At 69.7% G+C, this 19,418-nt stretch carries 19 protein-coding genes; 8 read left to right on the plus strand and 11 right to left on the minus strand.

What is annotated here, in order from left to right; all coding sequences use genetic code 11:
• From U9J39_RS18610 to U9J39_RS18640, 7 genes are all read right to left on the minus strand, one after another.
• Window positions 1–1,260, minus strand: a complete 1,260-nt coding sequence (locus tag U9J39_RS18610) for a pilus assembly protein (RefSeq protein ID WP_326347732.1) — start codon at window positions 1,258–1,260, stop codon at window positions 1–3.
• 47 nt (window positions 1,261–1,307) lie between these two features.
• Entirely contained in the window at window positions 1,308–2,720 is a 1,413-nt protein-coding gene (locus U9J39_RS18615; RefSeq protein ID WP_116313318.1) for a type II and III secretion system protein family protein, read from the minus strand.
• A 19-nt stretch (window positions 2,721–2,739) separates the two neighbouring features.
• Window positions 2,740–3,690, minus strand: coding sequence for a Flp pilus assembly protein CpaB (gene cpaB, locus U9J39_RS18620; RefSeq protein WP_326347733.1), 951 nt, complete (start codon window positions 3,688–3,690; stop codon window positions 2,740–2,742).
• Window positions 3,691–3,733: 43 nt separating this feature from the next.
• Complete coding sequence (locus U9J39_RS18625; protein ID WP_115711963.1) at window positions 3,734–4,210, minus strand: TadE/TadG family type IV pilus assembly protein; 477 nt, start codon at window positions 4,208–4,210, stop codon at window positions 3,734–3,736.
• A gap of 72 nt (window positions 4,211–4,282) precedes the next feature.
• Complete coding sequence (locus U9J39_RS18630) at window positions 4,283–4,756, minus strand: A24 family peptidase (RefSeq protein ID WP_326347734.1); 474 nt, start codon at window positions 4,754–4,756, stop codon at window positions 4,283–4,285.
• A gap of 30 nt (window positions 4,757–4,786) precedes the next feature.
• Window positions 4,787–4,966 carry a Flp family type IVb pilin gene (locus tag U9J39_RS18635; protein ID WP_115682200.1) on the minus strand — a complete coding sequence of 60 codons (180 nt, stop codon included), beginning with the start codon at window positions 4,964–4,966 and terminating at the stop codon, window positions 4,787–4,789.
• 362 nt (window positions 4,967–5,328) lie between these two features.
• Window positions 5,329–6,525 carry a collagen-like triple helix repeat-containing protein gene (locus tag U9J39_RS18640; protein ID WP_326347735.1) on the minus strand — a complete coding sequence of 399 codons (1,197 nt, stop codon included), beginning with the start codon at window positions 6,523–6,525 and terminating at the stop codon, window positions 5,329–5,331.
• 691 nt (window positions 6,526–7,216) lie between these two features.
• Between U9J39_RS18640 and U9J39_RS18645 the strand changes: the two genes are divergently transcribed.
• The 3 genes from U9J39_RS18645 (at window position 7,217) to U9J39_RS18655 (ending at window position 10,968) form a co-directional block, all read left to right on the plus strand.
• Window positions 7,217–8,782 carry a collagen-like triple helix repeat-containing protein gene (locus U9J39_RS18645; protein ID WP_326347736.1) on the plus strand — a complete coding sequence of 522 codons (1,566 nt, stop codon included), beginning with the start codon at window positions 7,217–7,219 and terminating at the stop codon, window positions 8,780–8,782.
• Between the two features lie 182 nt (window positions 8,783–8,964).
• Window positions 8,965–10,632, plus strand: a complete 1,668-nt coding sequence (locus tag U9J39_RS18650; RefSeq protein WP_326347737.1) for a ShlB/FhaC/HecB family hemolysin secretion/activation protein — start codon at window positions 8,965–8,967, stop codon at window positions 10,630–10,632.
• Window positions 10,633–10,776: 144 nt separating this feature from the next.
• Window positions 10,777–10,968 (plus strand): hypothetical protein, encoded by a 192-nt coding sequence (locus U9J39_RS18655; RefSeq protein WP_326347738.1) that lies wholly within the window; start codon window positions 10,777–10,779, stop codon window positions 10,966–10,968.
• 13 nt (window positions 10,969–10,981) lie between these two features.
• Here U9J39_RS18655 and U9J39_RS18660 read toward each other — a convergent pair whose 3' ends face one another.
• Window positions 10,982–11,188 (minus strand): dodecin, encoded by a 207-nt coding sequence (locus U9J39_RS18660; RefSeq protein ID WP_018004776.1) that lies wholly within the window; start codon window positions 11,186–11,188, stop codon window positions 10,982–10,984.
• Window positions 11,189–11,419: 231 nt separating this feature from the next.
• On the opposite strand from U9J39_RS18660, the gene U9J39_RS18665 reads away from it, so the two are divergent.
• The 3 genes from U9J39_RS18665 (at window position 11,420) to U9J39_RS18675 (ending at window position 14,601) form a co-directional block, all read left to right on the plus strand.
• Window positions 11,420–12,136 (plus strand): phospholipase D family nuclease, encoded by a 717-nt coding sequence (locus tag U9J39_RS18665; protein WP_240987718.1) that lies wholly within the window; start codon window positions 11,420–11,422, stop codon window positions 12,134–12,136.
• A gap of 102 nt (window positions 12,137–12,238) precedes the next feature.
• Window positions 12,239–12,949 (plus strand): dienelactone hydrolase family protein, encoded by a 711-nt coding sequence (locus tag U9J39_RS18670; RefSeq protein WP_115711953.1) that lies wholly within the window; start codon window positions 12,239–12,241, stop codon window positions 12,947–12,949.
• 104 nt (window positions 12,950–13,053) lie between these two features.
• Window positions 13,054–14,601, plus strand: coding sequence for an acyl-CoA synthetase (locus tag U9J39_RS18675; protein WP_115711951.1), 1,548 nt, complete (start codon window positions 13,054–13,056; stop codon window positions 14,599–14,601).
• Between the two features lie 5 nt (window positions 14,602–14,606).
• Here the strand turns inward: U9J39_RS18675 and U9J39_RS18680 are convergent, their stop codons facing one another.
• Both U9J39_RS18680 and U9J39_RS18685 read right to left on the minus strand, forming a co-directional pair.
• The gene (locus tag U9J39_RS18680) at window positions 14,607–15,275 is read right to left on the minus strand and encodes a glycine zipper 2TM domain-containing protein (RefSeq protein WP_326347739.1); all 669 of its coding nucleotides are present in this window, start codon (window positions 15,273–15,275) and stop codon (window positions 14,607–14,609) included.
• A gap of 131 nt (window positions 15,276–15,406) precedes the next feature.
• Window positions 15,407–15,865, minus strand: coding sequence for a MarR family winged helix-turn-helix transcriptional regulator (locus tag U9J39_RS18685; RefSeq protein WP_115711948.1), 459 nt, complete (start codon window positions 15,863–15,865; stop codon window positions 15,407–15,409).
• A 187-nt stretch (window positions 15,866–16,052) separates the two neighbouring features.
• Here U9J39_RS18685 and U9J39_RS18690 point away from each other — a divergent pair, with 187 nt between their 5' ends.
• On the plus strand, window positions 16,053–16,613 hold the full coding sequence (locus U9J39_RS18690) for a YggT family protein (RefSeq protein WP_115711946.1): 561 nt from the start codon (window positions 16,053–16,055) through the stop codon (window positions 16,611–16,613).
• A 48-nt stretch (window positions 16,614–16,661) separates the two neighbouring features.
• Here the strand turns inward: U9J39_RS18690 and U9J39_RS18695 are convergent, their stop codons facing one another.
• Complete coding sequence (locus U9J39_RS18695) at window positions 16,662–17,648, minus strand: LysR family transcriptional regulator (protein ID WP_115711944.1); 987 nt, start codon at window positions 17,646–17,648, stop codon at window positions 16,662–16,664.
• Window positions 17,649–17,709: 61 nt separating this feature from the next.
• On the opposite strand from U9J39_RS18695, the gene U9J39_RS18700 reads away from it, so the two are divergent.
• The gene (locus U9J39_RS18700; RefSeq protein ID WP_326347740.1) at window positions 17,710–19,320 is read left to right on the plus strand and encodes an MFS transporter; all 1,611 of its coding nucleotides are present in this window, start codon (window positions 17,710–17,712) and stop codon (window positions 19,318–19,320) included.
• The last annotated feature ends 98 nt before the right edge of the window (window positions 19,321–19,418 follow it).

Below are 19,418 nucleotides of genomic sequence, written 5' to 3' on the forward strand. Positions count from 1 at the left end.
TCAGCTTCCAGTGCGTGCCGTGCGCGCGCCGCGCGCTACCAGCGCTGCGCGCAGCGCCCCGGGCAGTTTGTCCTTGATCCGCGCCAGCAGCGTGGTGTCCCGGGCGGCGGCAGTGCGATAGCCCAGCCGAGCCAGCAGCTCGGTCAGCGCGCGCACATAGGGACAGTGGGGATCGTCATCGGCCAGCACCGCGCCGCGGTTCATCGCCAGCACCAGCGCCTCGCGGCTGTCCGGCAGCGTCGCCACCGACTCCACGCCCACGCGCCGCGCGATCTGCGCGGCATCGACGCCCAGGCGCGCATCGAAGCGCGACACCAGCAGGTGCAGGTCGTCGCGCTCCACTTCGCGCGCGCGCAGTTCATGCACCAGCTCCGCCGCCGACACGATCGCACCGACGCTCTGGTCCGCCACCAGCACCACGCTGTCGGCGGCCTTGACGATCTGCGCGGTGAACTCGGCATTGCCGAAGCCGCCCAGGTCGACGATCTGCAGGTCGAAGAACGCGCGCAGGCGCTCGAGCAGGCCGATCGCATCGGCGTACGAGATGTCGCGCAGCTCGCTCAGCGCGGCCGGCAGCGGCAGCACGCACACGCCGTTGGCGTGGCGCGTCAGCGCGGTCTGCACGAAGACCTGGTCGAAGCGGCGCAGGTTGCGCACCGCCTCGACGAAATGGAAACCCGGACTCAGGTTCAGGTAGAGCGCACCGTCGCGCGCCGGCAGGCCCAGGTCGGTCAGCAGCACTTCGGCGCGGGCATCGGTCTTGGCGTGGCGCGGCAGGTGGCGGCGCGCCGCCGCGGCCAGGTTGACCGCCAGGCTGGTCACGCCCACGCCGGCGCGCGCGCCCAGCAGCGCCACGATCTTGCCCTGGCGCGCGGCCTCGGCCGGGCGCACCTGCTCGCTCGGCACGGCCAAGCGCTTGACCACGGCCTCGGCCTCGGCCGGCGCATCGCGCAGGTCGATGAAATCCTTTACGCCCGCGCGCAGCGCGGCCAGCATCACGCCGGGCTCGCCGGCCTGGCCCACGGCCACCAGCGGCAGGCCGGGGAAGAGCCGCTGCAGCTGCTCGGCCAGCCGCGCCGACGGCGCCGCGAGTTCCGCCGAGAAATGCAGGAACACCAGGCCCGGGCGCAGCTCGGAGACGCGCTCGATAAAGCCTTCGTGGGCGCCGCCGTCGGCCACCAGCGTGCCCAGCGCGCCGATGACCTTGCCCAGCCAGTCCCTGACTTCGCCCTGCGTTGCGTGCAACAGAAAATAGTCCATCTCTCCGCCTCAAAGCTGTTGGCCATGCCAGCCGGCATGGCCGGCGGCTATTTCGAGAAACCCGGCAAAGTCGGGTCCGCGTATTCGCCCAACATGTACCAGCCCCACACATTGGGGCTGGCACTGGTGCGGCCGTCGGCACCGACGGCCTGCGCCGCCGGCGAATTCTTCGCCATCGGCTTCACCAGGCGCGGCGTGACGACGATCATCAGCTCGCGGTCTTCCTGATGGAAGTTCAGGTTCTTGAAGAACACGCCGATCACCGGCAGGTCGCCCAGCACCGGCACCTTGTTGACGTTGCTGACGGTGTTGCGGCTGACCAGCCCGCCGATCACGAAGCTCTCGCCATCGCCCAGCTCGACCGTGGTGTCGGCGCGGCGCGTGACGATGGCCGGCACCACCGCGCCGTTGATCGAGATGCCGCGCGAGGGGTCGAGGTCGCTGGCCTCGGGCGCCACCTTCAGTGCGATGCGGTCGGCCGACAGCACCGTGGGCGACACCGTCAGCCCGATGCCGAACGGCTTGAACTGGATCGTGGTGGTGCCCAGCGCCTGCGGCACCGGGATCGGGATCTCGCCGCCGGCCAGGAAGCTGGCGCTCTGCCCCGACAGCGCCACCAGGCTGGGCTCTGCCAGCACGCGTGCCAGGCCGTTGGCCTCCAGCAGGCTGATGTTGGCGAAGATGCCGTGCGTGAGCGACGCCGCCACCAGGTTGAAGGCATTGCTCATCGGCGATGCGATATCGGCGGTGAAGCTGCCGGGCGCGCCGCCGCTGCCCGGCGTGAAGGTGAACTTGTTCAGCGTCGACGGCGAGAACGTGCCGAAGGCAAAGCCCGAGTTGTTGCGGAAGAAGTTGATGCCGACTTCCTTGAGCACGGTCTTGCTGATCTCCACCACCTTGACGTCGACCTGCACGGTGCCGCTCAGCGGCACGGTGGAGCGGTCCACCACCAGGCCGGGCTTGCCGTCGGTCTTGCCGGCCGTGGCCGCTCGCGCCGCGGCTTGGGCGCGCGCGGCGCCATAGGCGTCGGGCGACTGCCCGGTGATGGTGGCGCCGGCTGCCGAGTAGCCCAGCTGCGCGCCGTTGGCATCGGGCGCGATGGCATCGACCTGCACGCTGTAGTTCTGCGGCTCGGCGCTGCCGCGCGTCCACACCATCACGTCGGTCACGCCAGGCTGTTTGGCCACCAGCAGCACGCTGGGCGCGCCGCGGGTGCGCAGGATCAGCGCATCGGCCACCGCGGGGTTGCCCACGGCGACGCGCTCCACCGGCTGCGCGCTGCGCAGTTCCTTCTGCGCGCCGGCCATCAGGCGCAATGGCCGCGCGGTGGCGGCGTCCTGCGCCTGCGCGCGCGGTGCCAGCGCGCACCATGCCGTGGTGGCGATGATGGCGGCAAGCGTGAGCTGCATCAGCCGGCGGCGCAGCGTCACGGCATGGGCGGGTAGATTCTGGATTGGCATGCGATCGGCGCCCACGTTCTTATTCGATCTCGCGCTTGCCGGCGCGGATCACTTCCACGCCAGCGCGTTCCCTGGCTTGTGCCGGTGCCGGCGGCGCGGCCACCTGCAGCGGCCGCGGCGCCGGCGCTGCCGCCGGTGCGCGCGCAGCCGGCGCGCCGTTGGTGGCGGCCAGCCCGGACAGCAGCACGCCGGCAGTGGCCTTGTCGGTGGCGGCGCGCGGTGCGTCGGCGGGAATGCCGGCGCGCGCGGCCAATGCGGGCGGGAGTTCGGCAAACATGCCGTCGCTCGGCATGGCCGGGTCTTGCGGATTGCGCAGCGCCAGCATCAGGCGCCCGGAGTGCTGCGCCATCGCCAGCCGGCTGACCTGTTCCAGCGGCACCGACAGCACCGCGGTCTTGGCGCCTTCCTGGCGCGCCATCATCTGTTCCGGCTTGGCCGCCTGCGGCCGGTTGACCGAGGCCACGCCGTAGGCCAGCACGCGCAGGCGCGACAGCAGCATGCGCGCCTGGCTGTCCGGGATTTCCTGCTGGTCGCGCCGCAGCACCAGGAACACATCGACATAGTCGCCCGGCTGCACCTGGTTGCCCACGCCGATGACCTCATCGACCGACACCGCCACCGCGCGCTCGCCTTCCGGCACCTGCGCGGCCAGGCCGGACAGCAGCTGGCTTTCCAGCACCGGCACGTTCGCGCCCAGCGCCACCAGTGGGACCTGGCCAGTAACGCGCGCCACGTCGCGGTAGGCGCCGGCGGGATCGATCGGCAGCATCTCCACCTTGAGCGCCTCGGCATCGAGCGGCTTGCCGGCTTCGGCGGGGCGCGTGGTGACTACCACCGGATGCAGCGGCCTGGCGCCTGCCGATGCCTCGGGCTGAGTTGGCTGGCGTCCTACCTGCCACGCCAGCAGTGCGAGCAGCAAGGCCAGGCCCAGCAGCACGACGGCCAATAATCGGATCTGCTTGCTGGTCATGCGGAAATCCTGGGTTCGGGCATGGGGCGATTCGTCATGCGCATCAGATATCGGGAGAGAGCTGGACCATGGCCGAGCCCGACAGCGAAGCCGGCAGCGGCACCATCGGCACCGCGGGCATGATGTTGGTGGTGGTCAGGGTCAGCGTGACCTGTACGCAGACGTCGGCCGAGCCGGCCGCGCAGGGCACGGCCGCGGCGACGCCGGCGGGCGGGATCAGGTCACGGAGGGATGCGGGTAAGGTGCCGCGCGCCATCGCGGCCGCGGCATTGACGCGTGCCTGCTGGGTGGCCGCGAGGCCGGTGCCGGCGACGCCTGCGGGATAGCGCAGCGCGGCGCGCGCGCCTTCCTCGGCGGCCAGCGTCAGCACCTGCTGCAGCGCCAGCATCACGCCGTAGTACACGATGCCGATCACGATGGTGATCAGCACCGGCGCCACGATCGCAAACTCGATTGCGGCGCTGCCGGCGCCCTGGGAGCGCCGCCTGATCTTCCTGTTGACCCTTGCGTGCAGCAACATCTGAAACCCCGGTCTCTTGGTGTTCCGCCGCGCCGACCGGCGGCGCGGCCTGCTGGCCTCAAGCCATTCCGGCTATTGGCCCGCAGCCCTCCAGACCAGCACGCCCACGGCCAGGTACGCCGCATACGGGATGCCGCGCGCCAGCGAAAACTGCGCCGTTGGAAGGGACTGGTCCTGGGAATGCAAAGCGTGATCCGCGGCCGGCGTGCGGCGTGCCAGTGCCAGCGCCAGCAGCGCGTGCACCAGCCCGAGCAGGCTGCCGACGACCCATGCCACCACCAGCCCTTGCGGACCGGTGAACAACCCCGCGACCGTCAGGAACTTGACATCGCCCGCGGCCATGCGCCCGAGGGCGTAGACCGGCAAGGTGACGGCAAGCCCCAGCCCCGCGCCGATCAGGCGCGCGGCCAGCGGCGGTTCCGCGGCCTGTCCGGCGATCAATGCCAGCCCGAGGGCCAGCACGGCGATCGCCAGCAGGAGGTTCGGAACCCGCCGGTAAGCGAAGTCTGTGTAGAGGGTCGCCGCGCAGAGGAGCGCGGCAATCACGCTAGTCTCGTTAGAGAAGCCGGTTTCTCATTATGTCGTGAACCAGCCCTTGACCTTGACGGAGAGCCGTTCAAAGCTCGCGTCGAGCTCAGTGCCAAGCTTTCCGGCGCCAACGGTAATAGCTAAAGCGACGAGCCCCACGATCAGCCCATATTCAATAGCCGTCGCCCCGCGCTCATCTTTAATAAAGCGTGCAATGAGTCGTTTCATGATTTCTGACACTCCCGAGTGATCTGATGCCGCGATCACGCTTCCCCCGTTCGATTATCACGGTGCTCTGTGGCCCGCTCTTTTATCGACTATTCACGCTTGCTGCGCTTTTTTTATAAGACATGGTATGTCTCAACCATACCCCTCCCTCGGGTGATAGTAATGACCCGAAGGGGTTAAAGCACGCGTTTGAAACGCGCCGGCTCGCAGCTTGTTAAAGAACAGGCGGGCCGGTGCAAACCGGCCCGCAGCCTGGCCATGCCGGCATTTCAGCCGCGTGGCCAGGCGGAATAAAAAGATGCGCTGCGACGGGGTGATGAGCGACAGCGCACCGTGAAAACACCTATGCGGGTTGATACATTTCAGTGGAGCAGTCCGCCCAGGATCGGCAGTTGCGGCTTGCTGTCGCCACCGCCCGAGCCGCCGCCGGCGCTGCCGCCGACACCGCTCTTGATGCCGCCGACCAGACCCGTGACCGGCGCCAGCAGCGCACCGACCGGGCCCAGCGCACCGCCACCCCCGGCACCGCCATCGCCGCTGCCGGGCTTGACCAGCGGCAGGCTGCCGAGCAGGCCGCCGAGCGCATTGCCGCCGTGGCTGCCATCGCTGCCCTGGCCGTTGCCGGCGCCGGCCAGCGGCAGGTTGTTCAACAAGCCGCCCAGCGGGTTGCCGCCGGCCTGGCCGTTGCCGTTGACCAGCACGCCGACCGCGGCAACGGTCTTGCCGGCCTCGGTCACCACGCCGCCGAGCGGCGCGACCACCGGGGCCTGCGTATTGCCGAGCATGCTGCCGCCGGTGGCGACCGTATTGCCGACCTTGTAGAGCAGACCGTCGGCCGGTCCGCCGAGGCGCGTGGTCGCGCCCAGCGTCTGGGTACCGTCGGTGACCTTGCTGGTCAGCGGCACGATCACCTTGCTGAGCGAGTTGGTGACCTGCGCGACGGCGCCATCGGACAGCACCGTCTGCAGCTTGTCGCCGCCGCCCTGCACCGCCGTGCCAACCTTCTTGACCAGGCCGCCCACCGGCGTGGTCAGCGGTGCCAGCGGCGCCAGCTTCTCGGTGCCCAGGCCCTGCACCAGCGCGCCGCCGCTGACCGCGGCGTCGCCCACTTCGCGCACCACGTTGCCGGTGCTGGACACCGTCACGCCCACCGGGTTGTCGACCGAGCCCATCTGCCCGAGCCCGTCGCGCACGCCGGCGCCGAGCGCGCCGACCGCTTCGCCCGCATTGACCACCACCCCACCGGCGCCCTTGCGTGCGTCAGTAGGCAGCAGCGGCAGCGGCGCGTCCTGGATCGACTTGCCGATCTCGCTGACGGCATTGCCCGCCGACACCACGGTGTTGCCCGCGCCTTCGGTGGCCTTGGCGGTCGGCGTGGTCTGCGCCCCGGCCGGCGGCGGCGGCGTGACCGGCGTATCGGCACCGCCCCCGCTGGGCTGCGGATTGGCGCCGCTGCCGCCGCCGCTCGACGAGCAGCCCGACATCAGCAAGGCAAGGGCGGCGACGCCGGCCGCGGCCAGCGAAGTCATGGAAAGCGGTGCGGGATGCTTGGTCTTCATTGTGCTTCTCCTGTCTGGTTGGCCACGGCGCTGCCGGGCCGTCTTTTCTTGTGAACCGCCGCATGGAATGCCGACGAGCGCTCGTTGTTGTCCCGCTTTGTTCGACCTGCCCGCCATCCCCATCAGTCATGGCAACACGGTGGAACGCGAAATCGTCGGCGCGTCGGGATCGGGAATGGCAAGGCGCGTGCCAGCCCGGCAAGGTGGACTGGCGCACAGACCGGCGAACTGCCTGCATGCGTTGCGCGGCGCGGCCTGCAGGGCGGACCGGGGTGGCGGCGAAGCGCGCGCGGACGGTGCCGCGGCAGGGCGAAACGCGTTACGTGCTACGTAACGTGTTCCGTGCACGCGGGAACACGCAGCGGCGGCGTGGCAGGACCCGCGGCGGCTGGCCGCGCCCGCTTCGCCGATGCTGCCTTGTTCCCCGCGCACGACACACGTTACGTAACGCGTAACGCGCCACGCTCTCCATGCCAACGCGCCGGCGGACCTCGCCGCGCTTCCCGCGGACACCGCGCAGGCCGCATGCCGCAAGGCTTCGCGGGTACCACACCCGACTTCGGCGGGGTCTGTGCGGTAGCGCGCCAAACGGCTGGCATACCGATTGCGCCATCACCGTCACCGCCGCACGCAGCAGACAAACGCGTTGCGCGGCCGAGCGATTGAAACGACGGGAATGAAGGAACAGACCATGCGCAAACAACAACTCGCCGTAACGGCACTCCTGGCAACCCTGCTGGCCCTGGGTGGCTGCGCCAGCGGCAGCGGCTCGACCTCGATGGGCACCAGCGATACCGCAGGAACCAATGGAGGCACCAATGGCGGCACGAATGCAGGCACCGGCGGAACCGGTGGCGGCACCGACCTGGCCGGTGGCGGTACCGGAGGCACGGGCGGCACCGGTGGCGGCAGCGGCGGCACGGGCGGTGGCAATGGCGGCAACACCGGCGGCAATACCGGTGGTGGCGAGACGCCCACGGCGCTGACCCCGACCGCCACGGTGATCGACAACGCCGGCACGGTGCTGGGCAATACGGGCAGCACCGTCGGCGACCTCGGCAACCAGCTTGGCAACGCCAACCTGCCGCTGCTGCCGGGCCAGACCCAAAGCGGGCTGGGCGGCGTGGTGGCCGCGACCGGCGATGCCGTCGGCGCACTGGCCACTGGCCTGCAATCCGGGCTGGGCAGCATGCCCAATTCGACCAACCCGGTCGGCACCACCGTCGCCAGCACCGGCAACGTGGTGACCGAACTGGGCAAGGCGGTGACCAGCGCCGGCACCGCGGTGAGCGGCCTGGGCACCGGCCAGCTGGCACCGCTGGCGCCGCTGACGTCGCCGCTGGGCGCGGTGGTCGGCACGCTGGGCAATACCGTCGGCAACACCGGCGGGACGCTGACCTCGGTGTTGTCGAGCGGCGCGGTCGAGCAGGTGACCATCACCACCAGCAAGCTGATCGTGCCGATCACCTCGCAACTGACCAGCACCACGCAGGCACTGGGCGCGGCCACCGGCCTGGGCGCCCCGACCAGCAGCCTGCTCGCGACCGTGGGCGGCGCGCTGGCCACCGCCGGCACCAAGCTGCAACAGACCAACACGCCGGTGGTCGCGGGCGTCGGCGGCGTGGTCAACGCCACCGGCACCACGGTGGCCTCGCTCGGCGGCGCGGTCAACGGCCCCGCCAGCGGCGGCGGGCTGGGCGCGCTGGGTCCGGTACTGGCACCGGTTACCACGCTGGCCGGGGGGCTGGCAGGCGGGGCAGGCGCCGGCGGCACGGGTTCGCCGCTGGCGCCTGTCACCGGCCTGGTCGGCAGCGTCACCGGAGGGCTGGCCACCGCCACCGCCAACACGCCGCTGGCTCCGGTCACGTCGCTGGTCAGTGGCGCGGTGGGCGGCCTGGGCAGCGCCACTGGCGGAGCCGGTGGTTCGCCGCTGGCGCCCGTCACCAGCCTGGTCAGCACCGTCACCGGCGGCCTGGCCTCGGCCACGGCCAGCACGCCGCTGGCCCCGGTCACCGGCGCGGTGAGCGGCGTGGTGAATGGCGTGGTCGGTGGCGTGGTCGGCAGCGTTGGCGGCGCAACCGGCGGCACTGGCACCACCAGCCCGCTGGCGCCCGTCACCAATGTCGTCTCCGCCGTGACCGGCGGCGCCACCACTACCGCGGGCAGCACCACCACCAAGGGCTCGACCACCGGCCCCGTCGGTGGCCTGGTCGGCGGCTTGCTCGGCGGCCTGACCGGCGCGCTCGGACAGAAGTAATCCTGCCTTGGCCGCTGCCCCGGCGATCGTTTGATCACGGGCAGCGGTGCTCACCTGATTCAACGTAGCGGCCACGCGCTGGACCGGCAGTATCGGCCAGCAGGCGCCCGGGGGTAGCGGCAATCCCCACGCCGGTGGCACGCGACGTCAATAGCCGCAGTGTTTCTTACAGGGGTTTTGCCATGCGTGCACGTCATCGCGTTGCCGCGCTGCTGGTCGGCGTCGGCGCGTTCCATCACGGCCTGGTCCAGGCCGATCCGCGCAGCCCGGTCCAGGGCGATCCGACCCAGACGCTTCCCAAGATTGCGCCGGCCCGGCCCGACAGCCGCGTGACCGTGCAGGTAGAGCGGCCGCAGCCCGCCATGCAGGACCTGCTCAGCGCGCGCCTGACGCCGCGGCGCTTTCGCATCGAGGGCGCGAAGACGCTGCCGTTCGAGGAGGTGGCCGCGCAGTTCCAGCCGCTGGCCAACCGCGAGATCACGGTGGCGCAGCTGCTGGAAGCCGCCAATGCGGTGACGCAGATGTACAAGGCGCGCGGCTACCCGCTGTCGTTCGCGTTCGTGCCGGCGCAGGACTTTGCCAACGGCGATGTGCTGGTCACGGTGGTGGAAGGCTACGTCGCCAAGGTAACGGTGACCGGCAAGGCGGGCCCGACCGAGCGCCGCCTGCGCGCCATCGCCGAGAAGCTGCAGCAGGACCGCCCGCTGCGCCAGGACCGCTTCGAGCACTACGTCAACGCGCTGGCGCTGCAGCCCGGGCTGCAGGTGGCGGCCACGGTGCAGCCGCCCACCACCACCGACGGCGCCTGCGAGATGGTGCTCGAGGTCAAGCGCAAGCCCTTCACCTTCGGCACCGGCATCGAATACATGTCGCCGGGCCTGCGCGCCATCGCCACGGCCACCACCAACAGCCTGACGCCGCTGGGCGAGCAGATCTCAGTGTCGGCGCTGTTCCCGAAGGGCCGCGACAGCGAGGAATACTACGCCGCCAGCTATGCGCAGCCGATCGGCACCGAAGGGATGGTGGCGCGGCTCAATGCCTCGCACTACCGCGGCGTGCCGCAGAATGCGACGCTGGCGCCGATCGGCTTCAACCCGCGCTATGTCAACGACACCAAGCGCATCGGCGGCACCCTGAGCTATCCGCTGCTGCTGTCCAACGCGCATGCGCTGACACTGACCGGCGGCGTCTACGGCGCCGACCAGTTCGAGCGCTATACCCATACCGCCACCGGCACGCGCGTCACGCTCGGCACCAACGTGCGCGTGGCCACCGCGGAGCTGACCTATGTGCAACGCGGCGAAGGCGTCAGCCGCAACGCCACGCTGGGCCTGTACAAGGGCTTCGATGCGCTCGGCGCGAGCCGCCAGAACAACGGCAACGACCTGAGCTTCTTCCGCACGCGGCTGCTGCTGTCGCAATCGAAGGACCTGCCCGCGGGCTTCGGCCTGACCGTGGCCGCCGCCGGCCAGTACAGCGGCGACCGGCTGGCCTCGGGCGAGCAGATCAGCTTTGGCGGACGCTTCTTCGGCCTGGGCTACCCCGCGGGCGAAGTCGCGGGCGACAAGGGCTGGGGCGCGTCGGCCGAAATCAGCCGGCTATTTCTGCCGGACCTGACCTACCTGCGCACGATCCAGCCCTATGTGTCGGCCGACGTGGCGCGCGTGTATTCCAACAGCGTGTCGCTGTCGCACCGCAGCCTGTCGTCGGTGGCGCTGGGCGCGCGCTTCTCGGACCGCCGCTACTACACGCTGGACCTGTCGCTGGCGCAGCCAGTCGGGGACAAGCCGACCAATGCCAGCCGCCGCTCGCCGCGCATCAACATGATCTATTCCTACCAGTTCGACTGAATTCCGGTTTTTCGAAGGTTCCCTGCACGGCCGGCGGCAGTTCAGCGCCGGCCGATTTTTCTCGCGAGGGCCGCGTCGCAGCATTTTCGTCAGCCATCGCCGACGGTCACGCGGTTCAGGCTTGACCAGTCAATCCATGCGCGCATGCGGGCGCTGGCCGGGCGCGAGGCCGAAGCGCAGCAATGGATCCGGCGGGTGCCGCAGACCGCCACCGGGCCCTTTATCGACAAGATGCTCGCGTTCCTGCGCGACGCGCCGCAGCAGGCGCTGCAGCGTCTGTACGCGCATGCCTGCGAGGCCGCGAAGATGGTGCCGCAGGCCGCTGCCGCGGCCTGAACACAGCGAGGGCTCAGGTCACGCGGAAACCCACCTTCAACGTGACCTGGTAGTGCGCGATCTTGCCATTCTGGATATGGCCGCGCGTTTCCACCACTTCGAACCAGTCGATGTTCTTGATGGTCTCGCCGGCCTTGGCGATGGCGCTCTGGATGGCCTGGTCGCAGCCGTCGGGGGAAGAGCCGACGATCTCGACCAGCTTGTAGGTGTGGTTGGTCATTGCCTCTCCTTGGCGGCCGCGGCCGCACGGGTTGCATCCATCATAGGCGCCGGCCGCGGATAGCCCCAAGGCTGCGGCGCGACGCCATGCACACCGCAACACCGGCCACAGATCCTGTTACACAATCCCGCTTTGCCAGTGGCGTATGCGGCTGCTACGCTGCGTTCCCGCCCCGGACAGGTGCGGCGCGCGGCGCGCGCACGCTGTCCTTCACCGACGCCAAGATCCGCCGTGACTTATCGCTTCATTCGCCGGGCCGCGCTGGGCCTGGGCCTGGCCGCCGCCGTGTCGGCCTTCACTTCGTTCAGTCCCTTCGCGCTGCTGGCCCATGCCCGTTCGGCATCGACCTTCGATCAGGTGTCCGAGACCATCGCCGACAGCATCAGCGAGACCTTCAACGAGGCCATCGCCAATCACTTCCCCTCGCGCGCCGGCAAGCCCGCGCAACCGGCCCAGCCGCCCGACGCCAGGCCGCTGCCCGCCAAGCCCTTTGCCGATGGCAGCGGCTACACGCTGTGCTTCGTGCCGGATGGCGCGAGTTGCCAGGCGCTGCTGATCAATGCCATCCGCAGCACCCGCCAGCGCCTGCTGATCCAGGCCTATTCGTTCACCAGCGCGCCGATTGCCGAGGCCGTGGCGCAGGCGCACCGGCGCGGCGTCGACGTGCGCGTGATCCTGGACAAGAGCCAGCAGAGCGAGCGCTATACCAGCGCCACCTTCCTCAAGCACGCCGGCGTGCCGGTGGTGATCGACAACAAGCCCGCGATCGCCCATAACAAGGTGATGGTGTTCGACGACCAGGCGGTCTTCACCGGCTCCTTCAACTTCACCAAGTCGGCGCAGGAGCGCAATGCCGAGAACGGCATGCTGATCCGCGGCGACGCGGCGGTGGTCAAGGCCTATACCGACAACTGGCACAAGCGCTACCGGCAGTCGCGCGCGTACTGAAGGCAGCTCGACGGCCGCCTGCACGATGCGGCGCGTGGTGGCACACTGGCGGGCTGACATTGCGGCAACCCCTGCCAAGTCCTTTCCGGAGAATCCTTCGCCATGACAGCCATTCCCGACAGCCAGTGGATCCGCGTCGACACCGCCGCGGGCAGCTTCGATGCCTACCTGAGCCTGCCGCCGGCGGGCGTGCAGCCCGGTGCGCCGGGCATCGTGCTGCTGCAGGAAATCTTCGGCGTGAACGAGCATATCCGCGCGGTGGCCGACCAGTACGCCGCCGACGGCTATGCCGTGCTGGCGCCGGACGTGTTCTGGCGCCAGGCCCCGCGCGTGCAGCTGGGCTACGAGGGCGACGACATGGCGCGCGCCATGGCCTTGCGCAAGGCCGTGGACGTGTCCGCCGCGCTCGACGACATCGCGGCCACGGTGCAGGTGCTGCGCCAGCATACCGGCGCCGGCAAGGTGGCCGCGGTGGGCTACTGCTTCGGCGGCCTGCTGTCGTACCTGAGCGCGGCACGCGGTCTGGTGGATGCGGCCGTGCCTTACTACGGCGGCGGCATCCAGAACCAGCTGCAGGAAGCCGCCAACATCCGCGTGCCGGTGCAGTTCCACTACGGCGCGCTCGACGCGCATATCCCGTCCGACGCCGTGCAGGCCGTGCGCGATGCGATGGCCGGCAAACCCGCCACCGAGATCCACGTCTACCCGCAGGCCGACCACGGCTTCAACTGCTGGGCGCGCGGCTCCTACCACCAGCCCAGCGCCGCCCTGGCGCACGGCCGCGCGCTGGTGTTCCTGTCGGCATCGCTGTAGTCCCGTGAAAGGGCTGCCGGCTTGCCATGGCGAGGCGGCAGCCCTTATCCTCGGCGCCTGGCTTCAAGACTTGCTGGACCCCAACCATAACAACGGAGACCACCATGCAGTCAGAGCAGCAGCGCGCCCTGCGCAACACCATCCCCGACGCCATGGCCCGCGCGGTGCGGCGCAGTCCGGACAAGACCGCGATCCGATTCGGCGAACGGTCCTGGACCTACCGCCAGCTCGATGAAGCCACGGCGCGCATCGCCGGCGCGCTGGCGCAGTGGGGCCTGCGTCCCGGCGACCGGGTTGCCGCCTTTGGCAAGAACTCCGACGCCTATGTGCTGTTGTGGCTGGCCTGCCTGCGCAGCGGCCTGATCCATGTGCCGGTGAATTTCTCGATGACGCGCGCCGAGGCCGAGTACCTCGTCACGCAGTCGGGCGCCAGCGCGATCTTTGCGGATCCGGCGCTGGCCGACCGCGTCGACGGGCTGCCCTGCAAGGTCCGCGGTACCCTGCATGGCGGCGATGGTCGCAACGATATTCTCGCCGCTGCCGCCGACGGCCCCGCCGTGCCGGTGTCCGAAGCCCTTGCCGACACCACGCCCGCGCAGATCCTTTACACCTCCGGCACCACCTCCGCGCCCAAGGGGGCGGTGCTGACGCATCGTGCGCTGCTGGCCGAGTACGTCAGCACCATCGCCGCCTGCGATATCCGCGCGTCGGACTATTCGCTGGCCGCGCTGCCGCTGTACCACTCGGCGCAGATGCATGTGTTCCTGATGCCGCTGCTGCTGTGCGGCGGCACCACGCTGATCGCCGACAGCCCGGAAGCCGGCTATTGCCTGCGCACCATCCACGCCGAGCGCATCACCAGCTTCTTTGCGCCGCCGACGGTCTGGATCGCGCTGCTGCGCCATGCGGAGTTCGATCCGGCCCGGCTGGGCGCGCTGACCAAGGCCTACTACGGCGCCTCGATCATGCCGGTGCCGGTGCTGCTGGAGCTGCAGCAGAAACTGCCCGCGCTGCGCTTCTACAACTGCTACGGGCAAAGCGAGATCGGGCCGCTGGCCACGGTGCTGGGACCCGCCGAGCACGCCGCGCGTCCGGCCTCGGCGGGGCGGCCGGTACTGAACGTCGAGACCCGCATCGTCGATGAAACCCTGCAGGACGTGCCGCCGGGCGAGCTGGGCGAGATCGTGCATCGCTCGCCGCAGTTGCTGACGCATTACTGGGACAAGCCGGAGCAGACCGCCGAAGCCTTCGCCGGCGGCTGGTTCCATTCCGGCGACCTCGGCTACATGGATGCCGAGGGCTACCTGTATGTGGTGGACCGGATCAAGGACGTGATCAACTCGGGCGGCGTGCTGGTGTCGAGCCGCGAAGTGGAAGAGTGCCTGTACACCCATGGCGCGGTGGCCGAGGCAGCGGTGTTTGCGCTGCCGCACCCGAAGTGGGTCGAGGCGGTGACGGCGTGCGTGGTGCGCAAACGCGGCCACGAGGCCGCCACCGAGGAGGAACTGGTCGCGCATGCGCGCCAGGCACTGGCACCCTTCAAGGTGCCCAAGCGCATCGTGTTCGTCGCGGACCTGCCGCGCAATACCGCCGGCAAACTGCTCAAGCGCCAGCTGCGCGAGGATTACGCGCAGCTGTTCGGCGCAGACTGACGCCCTCAGTACGGCACGGCAACGCCGTTCTCGATCCTGACGCGGTCGCCGATACGCATCTGGTAGGCGTTGGACTGGGTCAGCGTCAGGTAGCCGTTGTCGCTGGTGCGCACGCGCACGCGGTAGGCCGGGGCACTGGTGCCGGTGCGCTTCTCGACCTCGTTGCCGGCCACCGCGCCCGCCACGGCGCCGCCGATGGTCGCCACGGTATTGCCGCGGCCGCCGCCCACCTGGTGGCCCAGCAGCCCGCCGACGATGCCGCCCACCACCGCGCCCGCGCCGCTGGTCGACGGCGGCTGGCCCGGCACCACCTCGATACCCTCGACCCAGCCGTAGCGCACGCCGTAGGCCTGGTTGCCGTAGCCGTTGCCATAGCTGCCGTCCTGGTACGACGGCTGCGGATACGAAGACTGCGGGTAGTCCTGCTGCGGATAGCCTTGCTGCGGATAGCCTTGCTGGGGGTAACCCTGTTGCGGATAGCCCTGCTGCGGGTAACCGCTGATGGTGGTGCCGCTGCCGTAGCCGGTGTTGCCATAGCCGCCGCCGTAGCCCCCGCCATACCCCCCGCCATACCCCGCGCCATAGCCGTTGTCGTAGCCGTACGGCGTGGCACACCCGGCCAGCGCACCGGCGCCAAGCACCGCAAGCACAACCGAACGAAAGGGGATGGACATGTCAGGACTCCTGCGCGCTGCGCGTGTTGGGGAATGCGCGCGAGTCTAGGGCCGCCGCGGGCCAGCGGGTGTCACCGGAGCTTGTGATTGGTAACCGCCTGTAACGGCCGCTGGTGCCGGCGTGGCAACGCTCAGCCGCGCTCCGCGCCGTCGTCGTTGAACTGCGTGATGCGGGCCACGCGGAACGCGCCGCGCAGCGATTCCAGTTCGGTCCGGTGCAGCATGGCGAGCCGGTTCAGGTAGCGTTCTCCCTTGGCGGTCAGGTGCACCTGCACCACGCGCCGGTCTTCGGGATTGAGGCGCCGCTTGACCAGCCCGGCGGCCTCGCAGCGATTGACCAGCGCCACCACGCCATGCTGCTTGGCCTGCAGGCGCTCGGCCAGTTCGCCGATCGAGGCCCAGTCCTTGTCGGCGCAGCCGCGGATGTGCAGCAGCAACAGGTATTGCTGCACCGTCAGCCCCTCCTCGCGCGCCGCGTCTTCGGAGAACCGCAGGAAGCGGCGCAGCTGGTAGCGGAAGTCGGACAGTGCCTCGAAGTCGGCCTGGGTAAGCGGGGCGGGTTGCGGCGACGAGGCGGACTTGCTGGGCATGGGCGGCAAAAAACGCGAAAGGGAATGAAGGCGCGGCAATCCGCGCAAGCCCGCGGCGGGGCGCTCGCAATTATAGGGGCCGCGCGGCACAGCGGTAGCCGACCCCGGTTTGCGCCGTGCGCGCGCCCGGCTATGGCAGAATCTGTGCGGTTGCAGACACCTTCACCCGTCACCGGAAAACGCACCGATGTTCTCGGAAATCGCTCTCTTCCTGCTGGATACCGTCTTTACCCTGTTCGGCATGGCGCTGCTGCTGCGCGTCTGGATGCAGCTGACGCGGCTGCCGACGCGCAATCCGGTCTCGCAGGGCGTGTTCCAGATCACCGACTGGCTGGTGCGGCCGCTGCGCCGGATCATCCCGGGCGTGGGCGGCATCGACTGGGCCACGATCCTGGCCGCATGGCTGACCGCGGTGGTGTTTCTGGCTTTGGTCGCGCTGATCAGCGGCATCGACCTGCCCGGCTTCGTGCCCGCCATGCTGCTGACCGCCGTGCTTTATGTGCTGAAGTGGTCCATCAGCCTGGTGATGTGGGTCACGCTGCTGATGGCGATCCTGTCGTGGGTCAACCCGCATTCGCCGATCACGCCGGCCATCGACCACCTGACCGCGCCGGTGCTGCGCCCGATCCAGCGCGTGGTGCCGCGCCTGGGCGGCTTCGATATCTCGCCGCTGGTGCTGTTCGTGATTGCGCAGATTCTGCTGATGGTCCTCGCCCGGGTCGGCGCTGGCATCATCGGCCTGCACTGACGGCATCCGGCGCGCAGGGCCGGCGCAACGCCTTCAGCCGCTGCGCCCTCAGCCCGCGGTGCGGGCCTCTCCCGGTGCCGGCCCGCCCGCGGCGGCATCCAGCCCGGCATCCCGCGCCGTCTCGGCATCCCCTTCCGGCGGCAGCTCCGACACCATCATCGATTCGATCGCCTCCATGAAGGCGCGCACCTTGCGCGGCTGCAGGCGCCGGTCCGGCAGCAGCGCGAACACGCGCAGCGGCGGCAGCGGGTAGTCGGGCAGCACGCGCACCAGCCGCCCCTGTGCGACCTCGGCCTCGCAATAGATTACCGACAGCCGCGCGATGCCCAGGCCCGCCAGCGCGCCCTGCAGGCGCAGCTCGGCGTTGTGGGTCTGCATGCGCGGGCGGATCGGCACCGATACGGTCTGGCCGTCGCGGGTGAATTCCCAGACGGTGTCGCCGGGCGTGGTCAGCGTCGGCATATTGGCCAGGTCTTCCGGGCGCAGTTGCGCCGGCAGGCTGGCCGCCAACGCCGGCGCGGCGAACAGGCCGCGTTCGACGTGGTAGATCCGGCGCGCCACCGTGCCGGAGTCTGGCAGGTCGGCGTCGACGATGACAAAGGCCACGTCGAAGCCGTCGCGGATCGGATCGACCAGGCCCTGGGTGATTTCCACTGCCACATCCAGCGCGGGGTGTGCCGCCAGCGTGCGGCAGATCACGCCGCCCAGCTGCTGCGCGCCGAATTCATAGGGGGTGGCGATGCGCAGCACGCCCTGCACGCGTTCCTCGCGCGCCAGCGTTTCCTGGCGGATCTCGCGCAGCCGCGCAAACAGCGGCGCGACGTCGCGATAGACCGCCTTGCCGGCATCGGTGAGGCGCATGCGCCGCGTGGTGCGCTCCAGCAACTTGGCGCCGATGGCGGTTTCCAGCCGCGCCACGGCGGCCGACACGCGCGACTTGGGACAGTCGAGCTGCTCCGCCGCGGCCGTGAACGTGCCCTGCTCGACCACGCAGCAGAACGCCTCCCAGTCATTCCATTGGATTGTTTCGTTCACCGGACAATGTTTCCCTGACAACCTGTAGTTCTCGACGCTGGGCCTACATTATGCTTGAGCGATGCAACAAACGCCTGTCCAGGCTGGATCGGACGCGCTAGCCCCCGCCGTTCCAGCCATCCCCGCCCCCGCCGCCCCCGGCATCTATACCTTCCAGCGCCCGCGCATGCAGATCGCCAGTCACCCCGAGATGGGTCACTGGCGTCTTTCATTGTTCGGCCTGACGCTGGGTCTGGTGACCGGCATCGACTTCTCTTCCACGCTGATGATGGGCGTGGCCAGCCAGCATATCCAGGGCGGCGTCGGTGCCGCGCCGGAAGACTACCTGTACGCGGTCTCGGCCTACGCCGCCACCGCGGTGCTGATGAACATGGTGCTGGACCAGGTCGCGCGCCGCATCACGTACAAGCGCTTCACCATGGTGTCGCTGCTGGTGTTCATCGCCGGCTCGCTGATCTGCGCGGAATTTGCCAGCCCGGCCGGGCTGATCGGCGGCAAGGCGGTGCAGGGACTGGGCGCGGGCGGCCTGTTCGCGGCGTCGCGCATCCTGGTCCAGCTGGTGTCGACGCCGGCCGAGCGCGCCCCGCTGATGCTGCGCTTCGGTGGCGGCGCGTTCTCGATGCTGGCGATCACGCCCTGGCTGACCAGCATTTTCCTGGACGATATCGGCTGGCGCGCGGTGTTCCTGTTCCAGGCCGGCATTGCGCTGCCGGTGCTGCTGTCGGTCGCGCTGACCTACCCCACGCGCGCGCCGCGCGATCCGCACCCGCCGGTATCGACGCTGGACTGGCCCGCCGCCATCGCCGCCGCGCTGGGCGCGCTGGTGTTCCTGCATACGCTGCAGGAAATGCGCTACACGCGCTTCTTCAGTTCGCTGGAAATGCCGCTGGCCGCGCTGTGCGGCGTGGCGCTGTTTGCCTTCAGCGGCTGGCGGCTGTATCGCCATCCGGACCCATGGATCGACTTCTCGCGCCTGGCCGGGCGCCAGTACCTGTACGGGCTGGGCTTCTACACGCTGTACTACCTGCTGTCGTCGGCGTGGTCGTTCCTGCTGCCGACGCTGACGCAGACCGGGCTGGGGCTGACCTTCCGCACCACCTGCATGCTGCTGTCGACCAGCGGCACGGTCTCCGCCATCGGCGCCATCGTGATCACGCTGGGGATGGCGCTGGTGTTCCGCAAGCGGCGCGTGATCGCGGCCGGCTTTATCGTCTACGCGTGCGCGGCGATGCTGCTGTCGACCCAGCTGATGCCGGGCGCGCCGGACTACGCGCTGGTGCCAGTGGTGCTGCTCGAAGGGCTGACGCCGGTGCTGCTGATGGTGCAGGTGGCGTCGATGACCTACCTGGAAGTGCCGGTCGAGGATTTCTCGCACGCCTACCAGTTCAAGAACGTGTGCAAGCAGATCGCCTCGGCGATGGGCACCGGGCTGGCGAGCGTGTTCATGCAGGACGGCCTGGCGCAGCATCGCACCCACCTGGTCGAGCACATCACCCGCTTCAACCCGGCGCTGCAGGTACCTGACGCGCTGTCCGCGGCCGGCCTGGCCAAGCTGTCGCAGGAAGTCGACCGGCAGGCCACGCTGCTCGCCGGCATGGACCTGCTGCATGGCTTTGCCGCGCTGTGCGTGGCGGGGGCGGTGTTCGTGCTGGTGCAGCGCAGCTTCCGCTAAGGTCAGGGCTGGCCGCGGCGGGCCCGTCCTGGCCCTTCCTGGCCCGGCACTGGCGCAATGCCGGCATTTCCTCTACCCTTTCGGCCTTTCCGTGCCAA

Source organism: Cupriavidus sp. SS-3, assembly GCF_035818815.1.
GTDB classification, from domain to species: Bacteria; Pseudomonadota; Gammaproteobacteria; order Burkholderiales; family Burkholderiaceae; genus Cupriavidus; species Cupriavidus taiwanensis_C.

Bases quoted from the DNA above. Each gene is read 5' to 3' on its own strand.
- U9J39_RS18610 (WP_326347732.1), bottom strand. From the start codon at position 1,260: ATGGACTATTTTCTGTTGCACGCAACGCAGGGCGAAGTCAGGGACTGG.
- U9J39_RS18615 (WP_116313318.1), bottom strand. From the start codon at position 2,720: ATGCCAATCCAGAATCTACCCGCCCATGCCGTGACGCTGCGCCGCCGG.
- cpaB (WP_326347733.1), bottom strand. From the start codon at position 3,690: ATGACCAGCAAGCAGATCCGATTATTGGCCGTCGTGCTGCTGGGCCTG.
- U9J39_RS18625 (WP_115711963.1), bottom strand. From the start codon at position 4,210: ATGTTGCTGCACGCAAGGGTCAACAGGAAGATCAGGCGGCGCTCCCAG.
- U9J39_RS18635 (WP_115682200.1), bottom strand. From the start codon at position 4,966: ATGAAACGACTCATTGCACGCTTTATTAAAGATGAGCGCGGGGCGACG.
- U9J39_RS18640 (WP_326347735.1), bottom strand. From the start codon at position 6,525: ATGAAGACCAAGCATCCCGCACCGCTTTCCATGACTTCGCTGGCCGCG.
- U9J39_RS18645 (WP_326347736.1), top strand. From the start codon at position 7,217: ATGCGCAAACAACAACTCGCCGTAACGGCACTCCTGGCAACCCTGCTG.
- U9J39_RS18650 (WP_326347737.1), top strand. From the start codon at position 8,965: ATGCGTGCACGTCATCGCGTTGCCGCGCTGCTGGTCGGCGTCGGCGCG.
- U9J39_RS18655 (WP_326347738.1), top strand. From the start codon at position 10,777: ATGCGGGCGCTGGCCGGGCGCGAGGCCGAAGCGCAGCAATGGATCCGG.
- U9J39_RS18660 (WP_018004776.1), bottom strand. From the start codon at position 11,188: ATGACCAACCACACCTACAAGCTGGTCGAGATCGTCGGCTCTTCCCCC.
- U9J39_RS18670 (WP_115711953.1), top strand. From the start codon at position 12,239: ATGACAGCCATTCCCGACAGCCAGTGGATCCGCGTCGACACCGCCGCG.
- U9J39_RS18675 (WP_115711951.1), top strand. From the start codon at position 13,054: ATGCAGTCAGAGCAGCAGCGCGCCCTGCGCAACACCATCCCCGACGCC.
- U9J39_RS18680 (WP_326347739.1), bottom strand. From the start codon at position 15,275: ATGTCCATCCCCTTTCGTTCGGTTGTGCTTGCGGTGCTTGGCGCCGGT.
- U9J39_RS18685 (WP_115711948.1), bottom strand. From the start codon at position 15,865: ATGCCCAGCAAGTCCGCCTCGTCGCCGCAACCCGCCCCGCTTACCCAG.
- U9J39_RS18690 (WP_115711946.1), top strand. From the start codon at position 16,053: ATGTTCTCGGAAATCGCTCTCTTCCTGCTGGATACCGTCTTTACCCTG.
- U9J39_RS18700 (WP_326347740.1), top strand. From the start codon at position 17,710: ATGCAACAAACGCCTGTCCAGGCTGGATCGGACGCGCTAGCCCCCGCC.